General features: G+C 45.8%; 17 protein-coding genes and 1 other annotated feature. Of the genes, 2 read left to right on the top strand and 15 right to left on the bottom strand.

All coding sequences use genetic code 11. From position 1 onward, the window contains the following. Positions 1 to 9 precede the first annotated feature (9 nt). Genes LCM20_RS04935 through LCM20_RS04915 form a run of 5 tightly spaced genes read right to left on the bottom strand, consistent with a single transcriptional unit; the run spans position 10 to position 5,088 of the window. Positions 10 to 1,635: a GspE/PulE family protein gene (locus tag LCM20_RS04935; protein ID WP_225194321.1), complete on the bottom strand. Its 1,626-nt coding sequence runs from the start codon at positions 1,633 to 1,635 to the stop codon at positions 10 to 12. Positions 1,636 to 1,647: 12 nt separating this feature from the next. Continuing rightward, positions 1,648 to 2,988 (bottom strand): VanW family protein, encoded by a 1,341-nt coding sequence (locus LCM20_RS20180; protein ID WP_225194320.1) that lies wholly within the window; start codon positions 2,986 to 2,988, stop codon positions 1,648 to 1,650. 4 nt (positions 2,989 to 2,992) lie between these two features. Further along, positions 2,993 to 3,760 carry a hypothetical protein gene (locus LCM20_RS04925; RefSeq protein WP_225194319.1) on the bottom strand — a complete coding sequence of 256 codons (768 nt, stop codon included), beginning with the start codon at positions 3,758 to 3,760 and terminating at the stop codon, positions 2,993 to 2,995. Positions 3,761 to 3,771: 11 nt separating this feature from the next. Next, positions 3,772 to 4,614 carry a hypothetical protein gene (locus tag LCM20_RS04920; protein ID WP_225194318.1) on the bottom strand — a complete coding sequence of 281 codons (843 nt, stop codon included), beginning with the start codon at positions 4,612 to 4,614 and terminating at the stop codon, positions 3,772 to 3,774. Between the two features lie 9 nt (positions 4,615 to 4,623). After that, entirely contained in the window at positions 4,624 to 5,088 is a 465-nt protein-coding gene (locus LCM20_RS04915; protein ID WP_225194317.1) for a type II secretion system protein, read from the bottom strand. 36 nt (positions 5,089 to 5,124) lie between these two features. On the opposite strand from LCM20_RS04915, the gene LCM20_RS04910 reads away from it, so the two are divergent. Beyond that, a complete protein-coding gene (locus LCM20_RS04910) occupies positions 5,125 to 6,969 on the top strand; it encodes a prepilin-type N-terminal cleavage/methylation domain-containing protein (RefSeq protein WP_225194316.1) in 1,845 nt (614 codons plus the stop codon). A 13-nt stretch (positions 6,970 to 6,982) separates the two neighbouring features. Here the strand turns inward: LCM20_RS04910 and LCM20_RS04905 are convergent, their stop codons facing one another. The 3 genes from LCM20_RS04905 to LCM20_RS04895 form a co-directional block, all read right to left on the bottom strand. After that, complete coding sequence (locus LCM20_RS04905) at positions 6,983 to 8,722, bottom strand: sensor domain-containing diguanylate cyclase (protein ID WP_225194315.1); 1,740 nt, start codon at positions 8,720 to 8,722, stop codon at positions 6,983 to 6,985. Positions 8,723 to 8,800: 78 nt separating this feature from the next. After that, positions 8,801 to 10,084 (bottom strand): bifunctional folylpolyglutamate synthase/dihydrofolate synthase, encoded by a 1,284-nt coding sequence (locus LCM20_RS04900; protein ID WP_225194314.1) that lies wholly within the window; start codon positions 10,082 to 10,084, stop codon positions 8,801 to 8,803. 58 nt (positions 10,085 to 10,142) lie between these two features. Beyond that, the gene (locus tag LCM20_RS04895) at positions 10,143 to 12,785 is read right to left on the bottom strand and encodes a valine--tRNA ligase (protein ID WP_225194313.1); all 2,643 of its coding nucleotides are present in this window, start codon (positions 12,783 to 12,785) and stop codon (positions 10,143 to 10,145) included. A gap of 51 nt (positions 12,786 to 12,836) precedes the next feature. Next, positions 12,837 to 13,061, bottom strand: a binding site (T-box leader). Positions 13,062 to 13,159: 98 nt separating this feature from the next. Here LCM20_RS04895 and LCM20_RS04890 point away from each other — a divergent pair. Continuing rightward, entirely contained in the window at positions 13,160 to 13,348 is a 189-nt protein-coding gene (locus tag LCM20_RS04890; RefSeq protein ID WP_225194312.1) for a hypothetical protein, read from the top strand. Here the strand turns inward: LCM20_RS04890 and spoVID are convergent. The 7 genes from spoVID to hemA form a co-directional block, all read right to left on the bottom strand. Next, positions 13,345 to 14,307 (bottom strand): stage VI sporulation protein D, encoded by a 963-nt coding sequence (spoVID, locus tag LCM20_RS04885; protein WP_225194311.1) that lies wholly within the window; start codon positions 14,305 to 14,307, stop codon positions 13,345 to 13,347. The two genes, LCM20_RS04890 and spoVID, sit on opposite strands and share 4 nt — an antisense overlap. A gap of 304 nt (positions 14,308 to 14,611) precedes the next feature. Next, a complete protein-coding gene (gene hemL, locus LCM20_RS04880; RefSeq protein WP_225194310.1) occupies positions 14,612 to 15,895 on the bottom strand; it encodes a glutamate-1-semialdehyde 2,1-aminomutase in 1,284 nt (427 codons plus the stop codon). Positions 15,896 to 15,910: 15 nt separating this feature from the next. Next, entirely contained in the window at positions 15,911 to 16,888 is a 978-nt protein-coding gene (gene hemB, locus LCM20_RS04875; RefSeq protein WP_225194309.1) for a porphobilinogen synthase, read from the bottom strand. A gap of 1 nt (position 16,889) precedes the next feature. Then, positions 16,890 to 17,657: a uroporphyrinogen-III synthase gene (locus LCM20_RS04870; protein WP_225194308.1), complete on the bottom strand. Its 768-nt coding sequence runs from the start codon at positions 17,655 to 17,657 to the stop codon at positions 16,890 to 16,892. Continuing rightward, positions 17,657 to 18,586: a hydroxymethylbilane synthase gene (gene hemC / locus LCM20_RS04865; RefSeq protein WP_225194307.1), complete on the bottom strand. Its 930-nt coding sequence runs from the start codon at positions 18,584 to 18,586 to the stop codon at positions 17,657 to 17,659. Before hemC ends, LCM20_RS04870 begins: the two co-directional genes overlap by 1 nt. A gap of 18 nt (positions 18,587 to 18,604) precedes the next feature. Continuing rightward, entirely contained in the window at positions 18,605 to 19,423 is an 819-nt protein-coding gene (locus LCM20_RS04860; protein ID WP_225194306.1) for an inner membrane protein YpjD, read from the bottom strand. A 14-nt stretch (positions 19,424 to 19,437) separates the two neighbouring features. Further along, complete coding sequence (gene hemA / locus LCM20_RS04855) at positions 19,438 to 20,811, bottom strand: glutamyl-tRNA reductase (RefSeq protein WP_225194305.1); 1,374 nt, start codon at positions 20,809 to 20,811, stop codon at positions 19,438 to 19,440. Between the last annotated feature and the right edge of the window lie 116 nt (positions 20,812 to 20,927).

Below are 20,927 nucleotides of genomic sequence, written 5' to 3'. Positions count from 1 at the left end.
CTCATCCTCCTAATCATCGAGCGCTACACGCATCACTTCTTCGATCGTCGTCAATCCCTTCTTCACTTTCAACAACCCATCATCGATCAGAAAAATCATGCCGTTCCGCCACACATAGTTGCGGATTTCAGAGATCGAAGAGTTGTTCATCATCATTTTACGGATCTCATCATCCATGACGAGCACCTCTTGAATCGCAAGCCTTCCACGATACCCTGTATATTGGCAGTTCCCGCATCCTTTTCCAGAATAAATCTCGTTGATGGAAAGTCCGCGTTTCTCAAACTGTTCACGCTCCATCGCGGTCGGCTCAACTTTCCGCTTACAATCACGGCATATTTTCCTCACAAGACGCTGGGCGACAATGCCCGATAAGCTTGAGACGACGAGATAAGGCTCAATGTCCATATCGATCAGCCTCGGAATGGTTGCCACAGCACCGTTTGTGTGGAGTGTGGAAAAGACGAGGTGTCCGGTCAAGGAAGCACGGACGGCAATTTCCGCCGTTTCTGAATCACGAATTTCTCCGACCATGACAATGTCAGGGTCCTGACGCAAAACAGAACGGAGTCCATGAGTGAACGTCAACCCTGTCTGCTTGTTCACTTGAACTTGGTTAATGCCCTCAATCTGGTATTCAACAGGGTCCTCAATCGTGATGATGTTTTGATCATCGGTATTCAGGTGGTTCAAGGAAGCATACAAGGTCGATGATTTACCTGAACCCGTCGGACCTGTAATCAGGACCATACCGGAAGGCTGTTCGATCATTTTCATATAGCGTTGATAATTGACTTTGTTGAAACCGAGTTCCGACAAGCGGTTCAGCACACTTCCGAGATCGAGGATCCTGATTACGACTTTTTCCCCATAAACCGTAGGAAGCGTAGAAATTCTCAGGTCGACCGGGACTGAGTTGATGTTCGCTTTGATACGCCCGTCTTGCGGAAGGCGGGTTTCTGTAATGTTCAAATTGGCCATAATTTTCACGCGGGCTATGAGGGAACTCTGCATACTTTTGGTCACCGTACGCTCCGTCCTCAGCAAACCGTCCACCCGGTAACGGATCAGAACTTTCGTTTCCTGGGCATCAATATGGATATCACTTGCTTTCAGCTGGACACCCGTCTGCAGGATCTGGTTCATCAACTTGATGGCCGGTGCTTGATCACTTTCATCCACCTCGGGCGCCGCTTCCTCTGATTCCTTCAAATTGTAATATTTATTAATGGCCTGAATGATTTCATCTTTCGTCGCGATGACCGGTGAAATTTGAAAGCCGGTCGCAATTTGAAGGTCATCGATCGTGTAGTAATCCATCGGGTCGTTCATAGCGAGCGTGAGCTGATTCTCTTCTTTCTTAAGCGGCATGACCATGTTCCGCGTAGCGAAATCCTTAGATACGATGCTTAAGAGCGACGTGTCAACCGGATAGCGGTACAGCGATACATGAGGAAATCCAAGCTGAAATTCAAGGACTTCAATCAACTGCTGCTCCGTGATCAATCCACGCTCAAGGAGGGCATCCCCGAGCTTCTGGTCTGACTTTTTCACGTTCAACGTTTCTTTGATCTGTTCTTCCGAGACAAGGCCCGCGTCTTTCAGTATATCTCCAAGCCGTTTACGTTCTGCCATAGAAAAATCCCCTTATTTCTCGTTATCAGTGTCGTCGCCTTCCCAAATCGGGTTGGAAGGATCGACTTCCTCTGCTTCTTCATCCTCATCGTCACCACCGTTATCGGAACTGTCTTCGTCATCCGTTCCGCCTGAACCAGGATCTCCGGTCTCTCCAGTTGAACCACCAGCTCCAGCAGTACCTCCTGTATCTCCTGTACCAGCAGGGTCCGAATTCTCTTCCCCTTCAACGCCGTAGCGCCATTCCACACGGTTCAGTGGTGGGTAGTAATCTTCTGCAATCAACTCTGTAAAGCCATCCTCCCCACGCGATTCACGATAAACAACCGCCCGTTGTCCCTGCTTTCCTTCCTGCTTCAGCTCTACTGCACCGGGATCAACGAATGACGTGTATTGCACAATCGTGCGCGGCTCTACTTCCTGCACGTCTTCAACAGACGCTACATATTGATCGACAAGCGGATACCCTCTGATCTCAGCCGAAAGAGTGGATCCGTCCATGGAAAGGGAGATCATATAATGAGAACCATTCGGATTATAGAATACAAAATCGTCGTTTTGGTCTGGCTTCACACTGGCTTCCTTACCGAGTTCTGCGTACCCCGGAAGCCTCTGGCTGATGTGACGCTGCTGGACCGTGAAGTTCGTCTCAAGCACTGCTCCGAACAGCACAGTAGCGACGAGACTCAAGCTCTCTGCATCTATCGCAACAGGCTGCTCATCTGCCCTCTCGATAAGAGAAAACGCCTCTTGTGCCTCTACAGGCATGGCACTAAGGGAAGAGACGAGATCGCTTAATGCGGGAGTAGCATCAACTTGAATGTCATAGGAAGCGATTGTTTCATAAAGGCTCGTTACATCACTCTGGAGATAGTCATAAACGGCGTATTGGAGAGGTTCTTCTATTAGCTCAGCCGCCTCAGCTGTCAGTTGATCCGTCCATGCTTCCCAGTTGAACTGTTCCTTCAAATCCGTATTCCAGCGGTCCTCGATGTCAGACTTGTAGCTGTCATCTGTGCTGACAACAAAATCCTGATTCGTCCCTTCCAGAATATGATCCAGCGTTTCATCAACTTGGAACTCGAGATAATTCGTTGAGATCTTTATCGTTTCGTCTCCAGACTGCAGAAGAACTTCTTGTTCATTTTTCCACTCGGACACTCGGTCGAGTAAAGCCTGTTTCGCTTCGCTTTCCGTCATGCCTTCAAGACTGACATCTGCAACACTTGTATTCGCCCCATAAACTTTTTCTTCACTCGAAACGATCTGCCACCCCATCGGTCCAAGGTATGTAAATAAAAGCAGAAATGCGGTCATCCCGATAAGCAATCCTAATCCTTTTGCATGCTCCACGTCCTCACCTCCGTGTCTCTGAATCTTCTTCCAGGTCTAGTTCAGGAATCTCGTAATCATCCATGTCGATCTCTACTGAATCCTTTTCATCCTTAGGAGCAGCATCTGTTTGGGACTGATCAGGCTCTTCTCCCCATTCAATCAATTCCTCCAGGTTCCGCTCCTGTTGATTCTCCTCTTTTACCTCTTTATTTTCAGGAGGCTCAGGTTGAAAGGATTTCCTTCTGTGAGCCAGCAATTCGTCTTCGAAGTCAAGCTCATCCCAGTCAGACTGGACCCTTGATTCAGTTGAGTCAACTGTTGCTTCTTCGTGAAGTGTTTCTTCTCTCTCATCATCGACTTCAATTTGAAGAGTCTCTTCTTCTGTAGATTCCTCCTCAGCAGGTTCTTCGGTTTGTTCGTTATTATCTTCTACGACTGGAAGGGTTTGTTCCTCTTGCTCTATACGAGGTTCTTCTTCCAGCCGCTCCTCTTCACTCTTCAGCTCAGTTGCTGATAGCTCCTCATACAGATCATAGTCTTCTTCAAAGTCCTCAGTCGTTTGAAGCCTCGGCACCAGTAAAACGGATAGCAGAAACAATACAGCAACGCCGAGAAGTCCTGTGATCCAAATGTTAAAAGAGAAGGAAGCCATCACGATCAAAGCAACGGCTGCAACAGCACCCGCAACTAATAGAATCGTGCTCTTTCGGTCATAGCCTGTTTGGAACGTGGATAGAAATACGAGAATAAGTAAAAGTCCGATTAAAAAACTGATTACGTAAGCTGTCATTATCTCACCTCTTAATTACAAGCCCTTGCACCCTCCAAATTTGTCTTTCCTTTCACACAGAAAATACCTGCATGTTGGAGAATTGAACTATTTATGGGTTCAGCAAAATATACATCTTTTTCAAATATTAATTCAGGGGATTTTTTCCCATTACCACTTAAAGAAAGAGAGACATCACCAATATAAGCATCCCCCTTAACAGTGAGAACAGTGCTATTACCGCTAAACTGCAAACTTCCTGAAGAGACTAACCAAAAACCATCAATTTCTATATCCCTACTACCTTTAACGTCTACTCCTCTTTCAAACCAAACATCACCTCGATAATCTTGGCCGTCGTTTTTCTTGAATTGATATTCTTCGTAATAACATTCACTAGGACCGTTTGAGGGACAGGTGCTCTCTATCACTTGTTTTTGATCAAGAATATCCTGTATCCAATCTTTGCTACCGCTGGAGAATGAAATGATGCCTTCTATAACTTTTTCAGTGTTCCCAGACCTCCCTGTCACAGTATAAGGAAGCCTCCGCCCCCCATCATCCAAATCCTCAAATTCGCTCGTGGAGATCATATAGGATGAGGATTCAGTGACATTCTTTTCATAATTCCGGTCACCCCACACTTCATCTACATCAAGTTCCTCACTGACGATTCTTTCAACGTCCTCGTTGATTAACTCCTGCCCCATAACGGCCAAACTCTCCGCTTGGACCAGTTCCTGAGACTTATTCGTTTGTACACCTGTCGAGATGATCTGCGAGGTCAACACTGTTCCAAAGATTGCGACTAATAAAATCGCCAGTAGGACAAGGACTAATGCTGCACCACGTTCATTTGAAAGGTTTTTTATCATGTAATGGACTCACCCACTTTTAAGGTAACGAAAAGTTTCCGTCACATTTACTATTTCGCCACTCTCCAGTTTCCTTTGAATGATCACTTCAATGGGAACTAGATCCGAGTCTGACTCTTCATCTTTTATCCCTTCACACAACTGCCTGACAACAGGATAATAAGTTTGATTCTGAGGGGAACTGTAATATAATTGGTTTGAATCATCTAATCCAAAAGGTTCATAGTTTTCTAGTGAAGATGTAAGATCTAACTCTATATTTCCACCTTCACATGACTCAGCTTGTAGGTCGGAAACTTCTATGTAGTAAGCGACTTCTTCAGCTAGATTAATCCCATCGACTTCGTTTTCTACCCGCTTTGTCATAAGCATATAGTCTCCAAACAGAGAAAGAAACAGCGTGATTACGATACTTATTAATGCAATCGAAACTAAGATTTCTACTAACGTTATTCCTTTTTCGTTCTGAAACATTACATCAACTCACCTACGTCATAAGGAGTTTATCCTATGAAAAATTATTTTAATCAGAAGGGTCTGACCCTTGTCGAGTTACTGGCTGCATTAGCCTTGGTAGGGATTATTGCCACAATTGCCGGCAGTGTCGTTACCCAAACCTTTCAATCAAATTCAATCGTTCAAGACGAAATCGACTTAAAACAGCAGACCAACTCAATTTTGACGATCATTCGGGAAGAGGTCACCCAGCAAAACATGAAGATTTGTCTAGTTGATCGACACACTTTGACAATGGACGACGATAATCAAGAGCCTTTGCTGTATGACAACTTATTGACTAAGGAAAATATGACTATAAGTGAATTATACATTGAAAACCTGAATAATTCATCTAGTTCCCCCTCAGAGCTGGATATCAATTCGTCTTCGAACTTATCTGGTGATAACTGTATCACTACTGCAGAAAATCCAATTTATATCAAACTGGCTACAGCCGCTAACAGAGCGGGCGAACAAGACCAAACCTATAAAACTTCTACTGTCATAAACAACCGCAGTGAAAATGTTAATGTCGAGATTCCAGATGATTCAAACGAAGATGACGAAACTGATCCACCTCAACCTGATAATCCAGATATCTTCACTTTGCAGAGTGAGTTTTTATCAATATTGGATAATCGATTTGATGATGGTGAATTTATCTTAGATCATCCAAACGGCGACAAGAATAAATGTGAATTTGATGAAAATATCAAATTGAACAAAAAGGAAGATATCGCACCTTATGGAACCAAATGCAAAGTAACGAATTATAACAAATCACTGTGGAGCCACTACTCCATGTTCATCAATCCTACTGGTTGGGATTTTGCAGAAGTTAATGTTAAGGGGAATTTGTATCAGGAAAACAAAGTGCAATTCGGTAACTCTTCCCATTTAAATGTTAGCGGAAATTCTCATATATCAAATAATGTGAACCTTTACGGAAACGGAAAAATGTCACTTCACAATACCTATTTTAAAAATAAGGTTTCCCTTAGTAATAGCGCTTCTATCTCCTCAACTGGAAGTGTCAGGTCAGATGGTATTGTAGAACTTAGCAATAATAACCAATTATCGGTAATAGGGTACGGGTTTTTCAATAATGATTTTTCAATGTACAACAATTCACTATTAGAAGCAGAGAAACTATTCTTTGGTGAAAACTTTGAAATGACAAAATCGAACCTTACAAGCAGCACAGATCTCAACTTCCTGGGCGTGAGCAGTTTCTACAATAATAGTTCATTGTCAGCTGGGAATGACATGATATTTGAGAAAAAAACCTATGGTGGTAACTCTACTTTGCAGAGTGAAGGAAATATAAAATTAAATGGAGGTGGAGAACTGTACCAAAATACCCTTACTTCGAAAGGAAGCATCATTTTCATGAAGGACCTCAAAATGGGGAATTCTGAAATTAATAGTGAGAAGAATATTTCGTTTGAAGAAATAAAAGAGTTCAACCAGAACAATTTGTTTTCTAAAGGGAATTTGAATTTTTACGATAATGCGCAAATTGGCGGGTCCTCCTTACTCAGTGAAAATAGTACTGTGTTTCAAAAAGAAGCTGGTTTTAATAATTCTGAACTACAGTCCAATGGGAATATACAGTTTAACGATATTGTCGAACTAGGAAATTCCGAAATCTATAGCGAAGGAAATATTACTTTTAGCAAAGAGATGAATATGGGAAACAGTAGTTCAATTAGTTCCAAAGGTAATATTATTTTTGAAGAAGCTGCAGGGTATAGTTGGAGCAGGGGATCAATTTGCACAGAAGGTTCTATAGTAGGAAGAGAACACATTATTGGTAAGTTTAATATTCAAGAAGGTGGTAGTTGTTCCAAACCATAAAAAAGCAGCCGAGTCATAACGACTCCGCTGCTTTTTTCAAACTCTCATATCGCGCAACACGATTACGCCCTTTCTGCTTCGCCCCCACATACATCGCACGGTCTGCATGACGAATCAGTTCAAGAGGCTCTTCACAATCGTGCGGGTACGTTGCCACACCGATCGAGGCAGATATCGATACATCCACAGGGCCATTCCTTTCCAAAATATGATGATAACTCCTAAAAACTTTACCTGCTATCTCCAAGCGAATGTTTTCGGCTGTTTCGAACGCTTCCGCATCCGTATAACCCGGAAGCAGAACGGCAAATTCTTCACCACCGTAACGGGCAACGACGCCTTGATCACCGACGAGGCTTTCCAATCGTCCCGCAAATTCGCATAGCACTTCATTCCCACTTTCATGACCATACTTGTCGTTGACCGATTTGAAATGATCCAGGTCGAGAAGAATCAAGGAAATGGGACCTGAACGGGTTCCTGCTTCATAATTCCCGAACCACTCATAAAGCTTATCCTGGAAGTACCGGAAATTATAAAGCCCTGTCAGCGGACAGCGTTCACTCTGTTCTTTCGTCCGTTCATAGTGTCTCGCATTGTCGATTGCAACGGCTAAGTAGTTCCCTAATATATTCAGGATCATAAACTGGAATTGTTGAAAGGCAAACTTTTGGTTCGAGTAGATCGTGATGACGCCGACAATTTCATTCTTCCGTTCAATCGGGACAGACAGGGCGCTTTCCGCTCCATTTGGAGTGTACTTGTTCTTCAAGTGTGCCCACTCACTCTTTTTCCGGTAATTGAAGCTCTTCCCTTCCTTCCACGTATTCCCGCTGATGCTCTCCCCTTTGTGAAGCGCAATATCAGGGAAATACGTCTTTTCCGATCGGTCGAAATATCGAATGAGAGCCATCTCTTGATCCGATTTCACATCGAATATGTAGACGTAATCAAGTGGTAGCAGCTGGGTGAGTCGCTCTACGAACAAGTCGAGCACATCCTTCGCCCCAAGGTTCCCCGTTAACTCATGTCCAATCCGGCTCGTCCGCTTCAAATAACCGTTGACGAGGTTGCTGTTGTGGTAAAGCATCAGCATTCCTGATATGAGAATGAACGGGAAGCCAACAAAAAAGACCGCGCTGAGGTCAAATTCTGTGTACACCATGTAGAGAAGGAACCCGACAGGCATGACGAGCAGCCCTGTTGAAACATCCCAAAAAAACCCGAGATCAAACAGCTTGATACTCCGGCGGTACAAAAACTTAGCGATGAACTTAATAGAGAGTTGGTTGAAAATGACTTGAAAGAGTACATAGCCAACGACTGGGACCGCATTATCTGCAGATGCCACGCCTTCAGGTCCGTGGACACCACCCAATGCATAATAAACGAAGGCAGAACTAGCCGAAATCATCAAGAACATGAGAAAATTGATTGGATAGCGATAATGATTCGCTTTTCCAACCCTCAGTTTAAGTAATAAGAATAATAATGCGATCTGAGACACGACCACTTCTACTGCCAGTCCATAATATAAGAACACGGCAAACGTAATCCCATGTGTGAAAAATACGGGATTATCCCCGATCTGGAGTGGGAATAAAGCCACGATGGAAGCTAAAACAGCAAACGCGATGATATCGTTCACATCTCCGAGCGCAACAGGCTCCGAGAAATAAAATAGGGCATAAAGACTGGAAGGCCAGACGAACAACCAGACTAACCAGACAGCGATTTTTCTCTTCCGGCCCATTCTCCAACCCCTCTTCCTTCTAAATAACTATTTTGATAAAAAATTCAGACATTTAACATCTTATCATAAATTTACTTATCATTCAAAATTTTTCCTTATTTCCGAAATAAAGTACAATGACCCTGTCACAAGAAGAACACCGTCGGCCTCTACATGAGAGAGCGCCGTTTCTAAAGCAGTTTCATAAGCGTCTACTGCTTTTGTTTCCGGAATCGGTGACAGCCGCTTCAGCGCTTCCGCTGATAATGCACGCGGGAAGTCAAAGGAAGTCATATACGCTTCATCCACGACTCCGCCCAGCATCTCAAGCATCCGCTCCACAGGTTTATCTTCAAGAGCTGAGTAGAGAAGCGTCACCTTCCGGTTTGCAAAATGCTGCTTGACGGTTTCAACAAGAGCCTGCGTGCCTTCTTCATTGTGCGCTCCGTCAATGACGACAAGCGGTTTTTCATTCACCTTTTCAAACCTTGCGGGCCAATGCGTAGCGGATATTGCCTGGTCATAAAGGTCCCGGCGGAAGGAAAATCCTCCTTGGTTCAAGAGTTCCATCGCCTGAATCGCAAGGGATGCATTGTCCACTTGGTGAGCGCCCATCATAGGACTAACATAGGTTCCAGATGAAAACGACGCATTATAAAAGACAAACGCTTCCCCTTTACTCGAACTCTCCTTATGAACACCGTGAAAATGATCCCCTAACAAATAAAAATCGGCCTCTTCCATCTGCGCTTTCTCTCGGATGACACGGATGGATTCTTCCTGCTTCCCACCCGTAATGACCGGAATTCCCTTCTTGATGATACCGGCTTTTTCCCGGGCGATCTCCGCAAACGTCGATCCAAGGATATTCATATGATCTTTTCCGATGTTCGTTATGATTGTCAAAATCGGCGAAAGAACATTCGTAGAGTCGTAGCGCCCTCCGAGTCCGGTTTCATAGATGACGATGTCGACAGGCTGCTCTTTAAAGTACAGCATTGACATGGCTGTGATCACTTCGAATTCTGTCGGGGCACCAAGAGGTGTTTCTGACAATTTCTCCGCAACCGGTTTGATTTTTTCAACGAGCGCAGCAAGGTCTTCATCCGGTATCGGCTCACCATCTATACTGATGCGCTCGTTAAAGCGGACGATATAGGGAGAAGTGAACGTGCCGACTCTCAGCCCCTGTGCCTGCAGAAGCTCTCTCAAAAAAGAGAGGGTTGAGCCTTTTCCGTTCGTTCCTGCGATATGTACCGCTTTGAACGTTCGTTGCGGGTGATCGAAGTGCTCCATCATCCAAGTCATCCGGTCGAGTCCCGGCTTGATTTTAAATTTTTCGCGGCTGTGAATCCATTTCAGCGCTTCCTGGTAGTTATTCAAGATAGGTCCCTTCTTTCAAAAAGGGAGAGTATTCGTTTCGAATACCCTCCCCGATAAATTATGCTTTTAATTCTTTGATTCGTGCTTCGACACTTGCTCGTTTCTCAAGATAGTCCGTTTCTTTCGCACGTTCTTCTTCGACTACCTTTTCTGGAGCTTTGCTGACAAACTTCTCGTTCGACAGCTTCTTCTGAACGCGGTCGACTTCTTTGTCCCATTTCTTCCACTCTTCTTCAAGACGCTTGACTTCGTCTTCAATGTTGATCAGTCCTGCTAGTGGAAGGTAAAGCTCTGCACCTGTCACAACGGCAGACATCGCTTTTTCTGGAGCTTGAAGGTCCGTTGCGATCGTCAGTTCACTAGGGTTACAGAAACGATCCAGGTAGTTACGGTTTTTCTCTAATTCTTTAACGACGTCTTCGTCTTTCGCCTGGATCATCAACTGAATTTCTTTAGACATCGGTGTATCCACTTCTGCACGGATGTTACGTACAGAACGGATAATGGATACAAGACGCTCCATCTCATTTACAGCCTGCTCGTTGTGGAACTCTTCACGAACCGTCGGCCAAGCCGCTTGCGTGATGGACTCTCCTTCGTGTGGAAGGTGCTGCCAAATTTCCTCGGTAATAAACGGCATGAACGGGTGCAGCATGCGCATGATTTGGTCTAGTGTATAAGCTAAGATAGAGCGAGTCGTATGAATACGCGCTTCGTCTTCACCGTATAGCGGAAGCTTCGCCATCTCGATATACCAGTCACAGAAATCGTCCCAGATGAAGTTGTACAAGTGACGTCCCGCTTCACCGAACTCATATTTGTCAATATTGTTCGTAACGGATTCGATCGTCTGGTTCAGGCGTGTCAGAATCCATTGATCGGCTACGGACTTCTCACCAGAAAGATCGATTTCATCAAATTTCAAGTCACCCATATTCATAAGGGCAAAACGGGATGCGTTCCAGATCTTATTGGCAAAGTTCCAAGTGGACTCAACCTTCTCCCAGTGGAAGCGTAGGTCTTGACCTGGTGATGAGCCTGTCGATAGGAACCAACGAAGAGAGTCCGCTCCGTACTTATCGATGACATCCATCGGGTCGACACCGTTTCCAAGTGATTTACTCATCTTACGTCCATCCGCATCACGAACAAGTCCGTGAATGAGAACGTCGTTGAATGGACGCTCGCCTGTGAATTCAAGTGATTGGAAAATCATACGGCTTACCCAGAAACCGATGATGTCATAGCCTGTTACGAGAACGTCTGTCGGGAAGTAACGCTTGTAGTCCTCACTGTTTTCATCCGGCCAGCCCATTGTGGAGAACGGCCATAGCGCAGAAGAGAACCACGTATCGAGTACGTCTTCATCCTGTGTCCAGTTCTCAGGATCTTTAGGCGCTTCTTTTCCAACGTGTACCTCGCCTGTCTCGTTGTGGTACCAAGCCGGAATGCGATGGCCCCACCAAAGCTGTCTTGAAATACACCAATCTCGTGTATTCTCCATCCAGTTTAAGTACGGCTTCTCGAAACGATCGGGTACGAACTTAACAGCATCGTCGCCTTTTTGAAGTTCAACAGAAGCATCTGCCAGTGGCTGCATATCTACGAACCATTGAGTAGACAGATACGGTTCCACAACCGCTCCGCTTCGCTCAGAGTGTCCGACAGAGTGCATGTGTTCTTCAATTTCGAAAAGAACACCCTGCTCTTGAAGATCCTTCACAATCTGCTTGCGGCATTCGAAGCGATCCATACCTTTATAGGCTAACGCATTGTCGTTCATCGAGCCGTCTTCATTCATGACAAGAACGCGCTCCAAGTTGTGACGATTTCCGATTTCAAAGTCATTCGGATCGTGTGCAGGTGTAATCTTAACCGCACCAGAACCAAATTCCATATCTACGTAATCATCCGCGACAATTTCGATTTCACGTCCTACAATCGGAAGAACGGCTTTCTTCCCGATCAAGTGCTTGTATCGGTCATCTTCAGGGTGTACAGCAATCGCCGTGTCCCCGAGCATCGTCTCCGGACGAGTCGTTGCGATTTCAATCGAACCTTCCTCATCCTTCAGCGGGTAACGCATATGATAGAACGCACCTTGGACATCTTTGTACTCGACTTCGATATCAGAAAGCGCCGTCTTCGTCTGAGGGTCCCAGTTGATGATGTACTCGCCGCGGTAGATCAAGCCTTTTTCATAAAGCTTGACGAACACTTCTTTAACAGCTTCAGAGAGCCCTTCATCGAGCGTAAAGCGTTCACGCGAATAATCAAGACCAAGACCGACTTTCTCCCACTGAGCACGGATGAACTTCGCATACTCCTCTTTCCATTCCCATGATTTCTCTAGGAATTTCTCACGACCAAGGTCATGACGGTTGATGCCTTGTTCACGAAGCTTCGCATCCACCTTCGCCTGCGTTGCAATACCTGCGTGGTCCATTCCAGGGAGCCACAGCACATCGTAGCCCTGCATACGCTTCACACGCGTCAGGATGTCCTGCAGTGTTGTATCCCATGCGTGGCCAAGGTGCAGTTTACCTGTCACGTTCGGCGGTGGAATGACAATGGTGAATGGCTCTTTATTTTTATCACCTGTTGCTTCAAAAAATTTCCCATCTACCCAGTACTGGTAACGATCGTTCTCTACAGATTGCGGATCGTACTTTGTGGGCATCGAAAGATCTGTTTGGTTCATATCGATCTTCCTCCTTTTCTTTGTATAAAAAATAAAAAATCCCCTTCATCCATAAAGGACGAAAGGGATTGCTTTCCGTGGTACCACCTTTGTTTACAGGATACACCTGTACACTCAATTATCCATAACGGCTTCTAACCGGCTTCTCCTACTGTTCGTTCAAAGAAGCTGCTTCCGGGGCGACCTTCCATCAACAAGATTCCTGGAAAACTCTCACCATCGTGTTTTCCTCTCTGAAGGAGTTGTTAACGTACTCTTCCCCATCCATGCATTTCACGTGTATTCAATATATATCATATTGTATATAGAAATGCAGGAATTAGTCAACTGTTTTCAAAAAAACGGGCACTTTTTTCATGACAGGAGGGATGTATATGAGCCGTTTCTACCGTTACCGTCTCCCAGGGTGGTGCCGCACATGGCTTGATATCATTGAATTATGGCTTCTACCGATACTCGTCTTCCAAGCTATCCGAACGGTTTTCTGGCCGACCACGTTCGATATCTTCTTGCTTGGGCTCGTTGTCGGACTTTTCGTCGCCTTTAAATACAAATGGATTTAGTTAGGGATATAAACGATCTGACCAGGTGAAACGTCTTCCTCATTTCCATTCACGCGCTCTAACTGCTTGACGGATACATCGTACTTCTCCGCAATCGACTGGAATGTTTCCTGATCCTGAGCGATATACATCTTCATTTGAGTGTACGATTCCTCACGATTCGGGAATAGGTGCTTGAAGATCTGTTTGATGCCATCCATCCCAGAGGGTGCTTCCTGTTCACTTGTTTCTGAAGAAGACGATTCCGTTGAAACGGAGGGCTCATGATGGGAAGAAGAGCTTTCTTCCATACTTACGCTCTCAGAAGAGGAGACTTCAATGATCTCCTCTTTTTCTTCTTCATGACCAAAAAACTCCGATAAGCTCTGTGACTTCTTATATTGCCAGCGTCCACTTTCTTCTTCCTTCTTCTCTTCTTCCTGTTCCACCTGAAAAACGGGTGCCTCACGCTCAGGAAACAATGGAGGCTCCTCTGCTTTCGGCTCCGGGTAATTGACAGGTCCGATGGTCGCCTGCTGATCGAATCCTTTATCGTTCGAAGCCGTCTGCTCCGGTTGCGGATCAATTCCGTTAATATTCAACTGTGCATGAAGCCGGAGTTGATTCGTTGCTGGAATTTCATAATCGAAACTTTCAATGTCGACAAACACTTCATCAAGGCTTGAAACACGGTTAAGCGGTACGGTCACTTCAACAGGAAACGCGTGTGAGAACCTGTAATCTTCCGCTTCTCCCTCTTCAACGTAATCAACTACCCGCGCTGTAAACGGTAGTGCTTCATCGTCACCCTGTTTCCCCTGGGCGAAATACTCCCCATCCAGTTTGACCGTTCCCTTCAAGCAGACTTCATTCGCCCGCTCTTCAATCACAATTTCGGGTTCTAATGAAATACCGATCAGCTCCCGAACGCCCTGTCCTTCCTTAAACCATACCGATTCATCTAAATAAAAAGAAAACACATTATCTGAATTTTGCAATGCATAGTCCCCTCCCCATAATCTAATGCAGTCTCTATCACCAACTTATGCCGATCATAAGAAAGATAGAACCCTTTCTCTTTTATAGGGGAGTAAAGCCTTTTAAACAGGGGCCTCTAGACCTTTTTTTCTTTTGCAAGACTTGAAAAATAGACGAAAGAGCCTGTCTCTCCTCCGTTTCTGGAGGTTGTACAAGCACAAATAGTCGAGAGCGAACATACTCACGACCGAATATTCGATTAGAAAAAAGCCCAGAGGAACAAGGCCTCTGGGCTTTTCACATGTATTATAAGGTTGCAAATACGTTCTCAGCAGCCTGAATCGTTTTCTCAATATCCTCATCACTATGCTTCACAGATAAGAAGAGACCTTCAAACTGGGAAGGTGGCAGGTAAATGCCTTCTTGGATCATCCCTTGGTAATAGCGGGTGAATAGATCGAGATCAGATTGGCTTGCCGTCTCGAAATTGATGACCGGATCATTCGTGAAGAAGAAGCCGACCATCGATCCCGCGCGGTTCGTTGTGAGCGGGATGTTGTGTCTTTCAGCTGCTTCTGTGAATCCTTCGATCAAACGGTCGACTTTGCGGTTGATGTCGGCATAGGCCGCTTCATCCATCGCTGAAATCGTTTCGTAACCGGCTTTCATCGCAAGAGGGTTACCGGAAAGCGTTCCTGCCTGATAAATGTCTCCGACAGGCGCAACACGTTCCATGATTTCACGTTTACCACCGTAAGCACCGACAGGAAGACCTCCACCGATGACTTTTCCGAGACACGTCATATCCGGCGTCACACCGAAGTGTCCTTGAGCGCTGTGATAACCGACACGGAAGCCTGTCATGACTTCATCAAAGATCAGGACAGTGCCGTTGTCTTCTGTCAACTGACGCAGGTCCTGCAGGAAGCCTTCATTCGGCGGTACGACGCCCATGTTACCGGAAACCGGCTCCATGATGACAGCTGCGAGGTCGTCTCCGTACTGCTCAAATACGTAACGAACGCTTTCGATATCATTATAAGGAACGGTAATCGTGTTTTGAGCGATGGACGCGGGTACGCCAGGAGAATCAGGCAGCCCGAGCGTCGCCACGCCTGATCCTGCCTTGATCAACAGGGAGTCTCCGTGACCGTGATAGTTTCCTTCGAATTTCAAGATCTTGTCACGACCTGTATATCCGCGAGCTACACGAAGGGCACTCATGGTCGCTTCTGTACCGGAGTTCACCATACGGACCATTTCGATGGATGGCACACGGTCGATGACAAGCTCAGCTAAGTCGTTCTCAAGATGAGTCGGTGCACCGAAGCTGGTTCCGAGCTCCGTCACTTCTTTCAATGATTCAACGACGTGCTCATCCGCATGTCCCAAGATAAGCGGACCGTAGCTTAACACGTAATCGATGTATTCATTTCCATCGATGTCATAAAGCTTGGACCCTTTTCCTTTTTCCATGAAAAGAGGATCCATACCGACAGATTTGAAGGCACGAACCGGGGAGTTCACGCCGCCCGGCATCAATTCTTTCGCTTTTTGGTACGCTTCTTTGGATTGATCAAAATTTCTCATATCAAAACACCCTTCCTACTTGTTTAAATATCTAGCCGCATCTTTTGCGAAATACGTAATAATCAAATCGGCGCCTGCACGTTTCATCGACGTCAGTTTCTCAAGCACGATTTCTTCTTCATTGACCCAGCCGTTCTGAGCCGCTGCTTTAATCATGGAGTATTCCCCACTTACGTTATAGGCAACCAGCGGAAGATTGTAACGGTCTTTCACTTCTCTCATAATATCCAAGTACGCTAGAGCAGGCTTCACAATAAGGAAGTCAGCGCCTTCCTGTACGTCGGATTCCGCTTCACGGATGGCCTCTAAGCGATTGGCCGGATCCATCTGATAGGCACGGCGGTCACCGAACTGTGGCGAGCTATGTGCCGCATCACGGAATGGACCGTAGAAGGAAGAAGCGTATTTAACCGCATAGGACATGACCGGAATCTGGCTGTATCCTGCTTCATCCAGTCCTTTGCGGATGGCTTGGACAAAGCCGTCCATCATATTCGACGGGGCGATGATATCTGCTCCTGCTTCCGCCTGCGTAATCGCGGTTTGAGCCAAATAGTTCAGGGATTCATCATTGATGATTTCTCCGTCTCTTACAACGCCGCAGTGTCCGTGGTCGGTGTATTGACATAAGCACGTATCCGCCACAACCGTTAAGGACGGCGTGTCCTTTTTAATTTGACGAATGGCACGCTGGACAATGCCATCCTCCTGGTAAGCCTGTGTACCGACTTCATCTTTCTCCGCCGGCACACCGAATACGATGACGGACTTAATGCCAAGGTCGACCAGTTCGTTCATTTCCTCTGTTAAATAATCAAGGGACACTTGGTGAACCCCGGGCATCGAAGCCACTTCGTTTTTCACCTTTTCTCCCTCAACAACGAAAATCGGGTAGATCAAGTCATCGGTGCGCAAATGTGTTTCTCTTACAAGCGCGCGCATCGAATCAGTCCGACGCAGGCGGCGGTGGCGTTTAAAGTTCAAATCTGACATACTATCGTTCTCCTTTTTCACGGAAATACTGAGAGATTCGTTCCACCAGATGTTCCACTGTGAACGTCTCAGGTGTGTGTATATGACGGAATCCGACTGACTCCGCTTGTTCGGCCGTCGTTGGTCCAATGCAGAAGCAAGGCAGGATTAGAGCCTCATTGAGCGTGGCTACCTTACTGAACGCTTCGACCGTTGACGGGCTTGTAAAGGTGAGTGCATCTAATTGTCCATTCTTCAATAATTGATCGATGTCTTGTTGTTGGTCTTTCAATAACAGCGTATCATAAGCCGTCATCGTTTGAAAAAAGACCTGCTGTTTATGAAACATAGCGATCAGTTCATCACGCGACCGGTTCCCACGAACGTAAAGAATCGGTGAAGGCTCTTGAAATGTATGGAAAAACTCCGGTCCCATAGCGGACGCTTTATAGGAGGACGGTGTGAAATCCGCTTTGTATCCAAACGATTTCAGCGTCTTCGCTGTCTTCTTACCTACGACAGCAAATCGCAGGTTGTCATGTATCGATCCTCCTCTTTTTTCAAGAAGAGAGAAAAAAAACTTCACGCCATTAGAGCTTGTGAAAAAAACCCATGAATAGTCGTGAAGTTTGTTGAGGATCTGCTGATTCTCATAGGTATCTTTTGCTTTAAAGGAAATCAGAGGGGTAAGAATGGCTTCCCCTCCCTTTTCTTCAATCGCTTGAATGAGCGGTCCAGCTTGTGACTCCCCTCTTGTTACGAGGATGGTCTTCCCCGAAAGAGGCAGCATTACTGGTCATACTCCTCTTTAGCTTGATCTACGATCTCCTGTGCTCCCTGCTTCTTCAACAAGTCCGCGACTTCTTTTCCGACTTCAAGAGGGTCTGTCCCGCGAGCTGTCTCTTGGAGAATCGTGCCTCCATCAGGCGTTCCAACAAGACCGGTCAGGACAATTTCATCCCCTTGTCTGTAGGCATAGCCACCAATCGGCACCTGACAGCCTCCGTTCAAATCATGAAGGAACTTGCGCTCTGCTTTTACCGTCGTGTCTGTGTATTCGTGGTTCAGCTTCATCAACAAGTCACGAAGCTCAGAGTCATTCTCACGGCACTGGATGGCAAGCGCACCTTGACCAACGGCCGGCACACATACTTCCGGCTCCAGGTATTCGGTCACGACATCGTCATCCCAGCCCATACGCTTGAGGCCAGCGGCAGCTAAGACAATGGCGTCATAGTTTTCTTCCTTCAGCTTTCTTAAGCGTGTATCGATATTTCCGCGAATCCACTGAATTTCAACATCTGGACGCACGGCCTTAATTTGAGCACTACGGCGAAGACTGCTTGTTCCGACGATTGCTCCTGCCGGAAGATCTTTCAGGGCAACGTGATCGTTCGATACAAAGGCATCGCGGTGGTCCTCACGAATCGGTACCGACGCAACCGTAAGTCCTTCCGCTACGACCGCCGGCATATCCTTCATGCTGTGGACCGCCATGTCGATCTCCCCGTCATACATCGCCTGTTCAATCTCTTTAATGAAAAGGCCCTTCCCTCCGACTTTCGATAACGTGACGTCGAGAATACGGTCTCCTTTTGTAGAGATTCGTTTGATTTCAAATTCATAGCTTGGGTCGATCTCTTTCAGTTTCTCAATCACCCATTCCGTCTGCGTGATCGCTAAGTTACTTTTTCTCGATCCAATGACGATTTTTCTCACACAATCTCCTCCTCAAAGCTAAAAGTGAAAGTTCGATAATGATCCAAATAGAAAGAAGTTAATTAATAGAAATAAAAAGGCTGCTGAATTGAATATAGAAATGGCTCTGCCCTGATAGCCCTTCACAACGCGAAGAATCAAATAGATGATATACACGATAAGGACGAGGAACGAGCCTAGTGTCTTCGAATCATACCAGTAGAACACATCCGGAGAAACATATCCCCATGTAACACCCAGAATGATCGCGATGAGAAGGAGCGGCACTCCAAGAATCACAGCGATATAAGAAAAATGGTCGAGCTTCGTTAAATCTCCGAGACGGAACAACTTGGCATTCCACTTCTTCCTCTTCAGCAACCGGTATTGTAACAGGTACATCATAGAGAAAATGAAGGACAAAGTGAAAAAACCATATGATAGAATCGCCAGACTGATATGGATGATCAGCATTTCATTCACAAGGTTGACCCCTTGATCCTGAAGGCTTGTCTGCGCTCTCGTCGTCAGATGGATCAGCATGACAAGAAAGCCGACAACGTTCGTGAAAAAGACGAGAAAATCAACGCGGAACAACCGGTTGATGATCAGGGAGAACGTCACCAGAATCCACGTATAGAAGTAGAGCCCATCATAGACCGTCATTACAGGAAGGTTGTCCTCAACCAGGATCTGCGTCAATAAAAAAAAGGTTTGTAAACCCCAAACCATACTAAGTAACCAGAAGGCTATCTGGTTAGCCTTCCGGTTTGTCTGCACAAAATCTATAAAGTATCCAATGATACTGAGTCCATAAAGCAATAGAATGAGTTCGTACACCCATTTGAAATCCAACATATGGACAGCCACCCTTAGGAGTTCGCAACCGGTGGGGTAACAGAGAACGCTGGAGCCTTCTCGATGTCAGACTTCCCCTCCGGACTATTCTTTTTCTCCTGCTTCTTCAGCTCATCTTCTACTTGTTCTTCAATCCCGAAGATTTGAGTGAACAATTGAAGCGTCTCATCAGCATCCGGCTGTGCCGCCAATTCTTTCGCTTGCAGAATCGGATCCTTCAGCATCTGATTGATGATGCTCTTCGTATGCTTGCTGATGACTTTTTTCTCACGGTCTGTCATATCCGGCATCTTGCGCTCGATGCTCTTCATCGTCTCTGCCTGGATGGACAACGCCTTTGTACGTAGGGCTGAAATGACTGGAACAACACCAATCGTCTGAAGCCATTCTTTAAACTCAACAATTTCCGCTTCGATCATGATTTCAATCTGTTCAGCCGCCTGCTTCCTCATCTCAAGGTTCGCATCGACAATGCCTTGCAGATCATCAATGTCATAAAGGAAAACGCTCTCTAAATCCTCCATGGCAGGATCCAAGTCACGCGGCACGGCAATATCGACAAAGAACAACGGCTTACCCTTACGCTTCTTGTGAATCGGCTTCATCTGCTCACGTGTAATCACATAGTCAGATGCACCCGTGGAGCTGATGACGATGTCAGCATCTGTTAAGACATCCTCTAAATCCTCCATCGTACGAGCCTTCCCGTTAAACTGATCAGCCACAACTTGAGCCTTAGACAGCGTGCGGTTTACAACGGAAACCTTCTTGACACCTGAGCCTTGAAGGTTCTTCGCCGCAAGCTCGCCCATCTTTCCTGCACCGACAATGACGATGTGCTTGTGGACAAGGTCGCCGAAGATTTTACGCGCCAATTCTACCGCTGCGTAGCTGACTGAGACGGCATTCTCTCCGATTTCCGTCTCCTTGTGACCTTTTTTCGCCATCGTAACCGCCTGTTTAAAGAGCTGGTTGAAAATCGTACCTGTCGTACCACATTCCTGTGCGTTCAGGAAAGCCTGCTTCATCTGACCGAGAATCTGCGTTTCGCCAAGCACCATAGAATCGAGCCCGGAAGTAACACGAAGAAGATGCTCAATGGCACCATCTGTCTCATAAATCGAAAGAAATGGAGAAAACTCCTCTTTCTCGATATTAAACCAATCAGAAAGAAACTGCTTAATATAGTACCGCCCTGTATGCAGTTGATCCACAACAGCATAAATTTCCGTACGGTTGCATGTAGAAATAATCACATTTTCAAGGACACTTTTTCTTCCGTTCAGCTCAAGCATCGCTGCTTGCAGTTGGTCCTCTGAAAATGTAAGATTCTCTCGTATTTCCACAGGGGCTGTTTTATAGTTTAAACCGACAGCTAAAATGTGCATTACATCTACCCCCACTTAAACGTTCCATTCGTATTCCCATATCTACTAGTATAACATGCATCTCAAGAAATATTTCCGTAAAAATATGAACAGAGTTTGAATCTGTATGATAGGAT

Origin of the sequence: Halobacillus litoralis, from assembly GCF_020171725.1 — a bacterium.
Lineage (GTDB): Bacteria > Bacillota > Bacilli > Bacillales > Halobacillaceae > Halobacillus > Halobacillus litoralis_F.
This window is presented reverse-complemented; position numbering and strand designations above follow the sequence as displayed.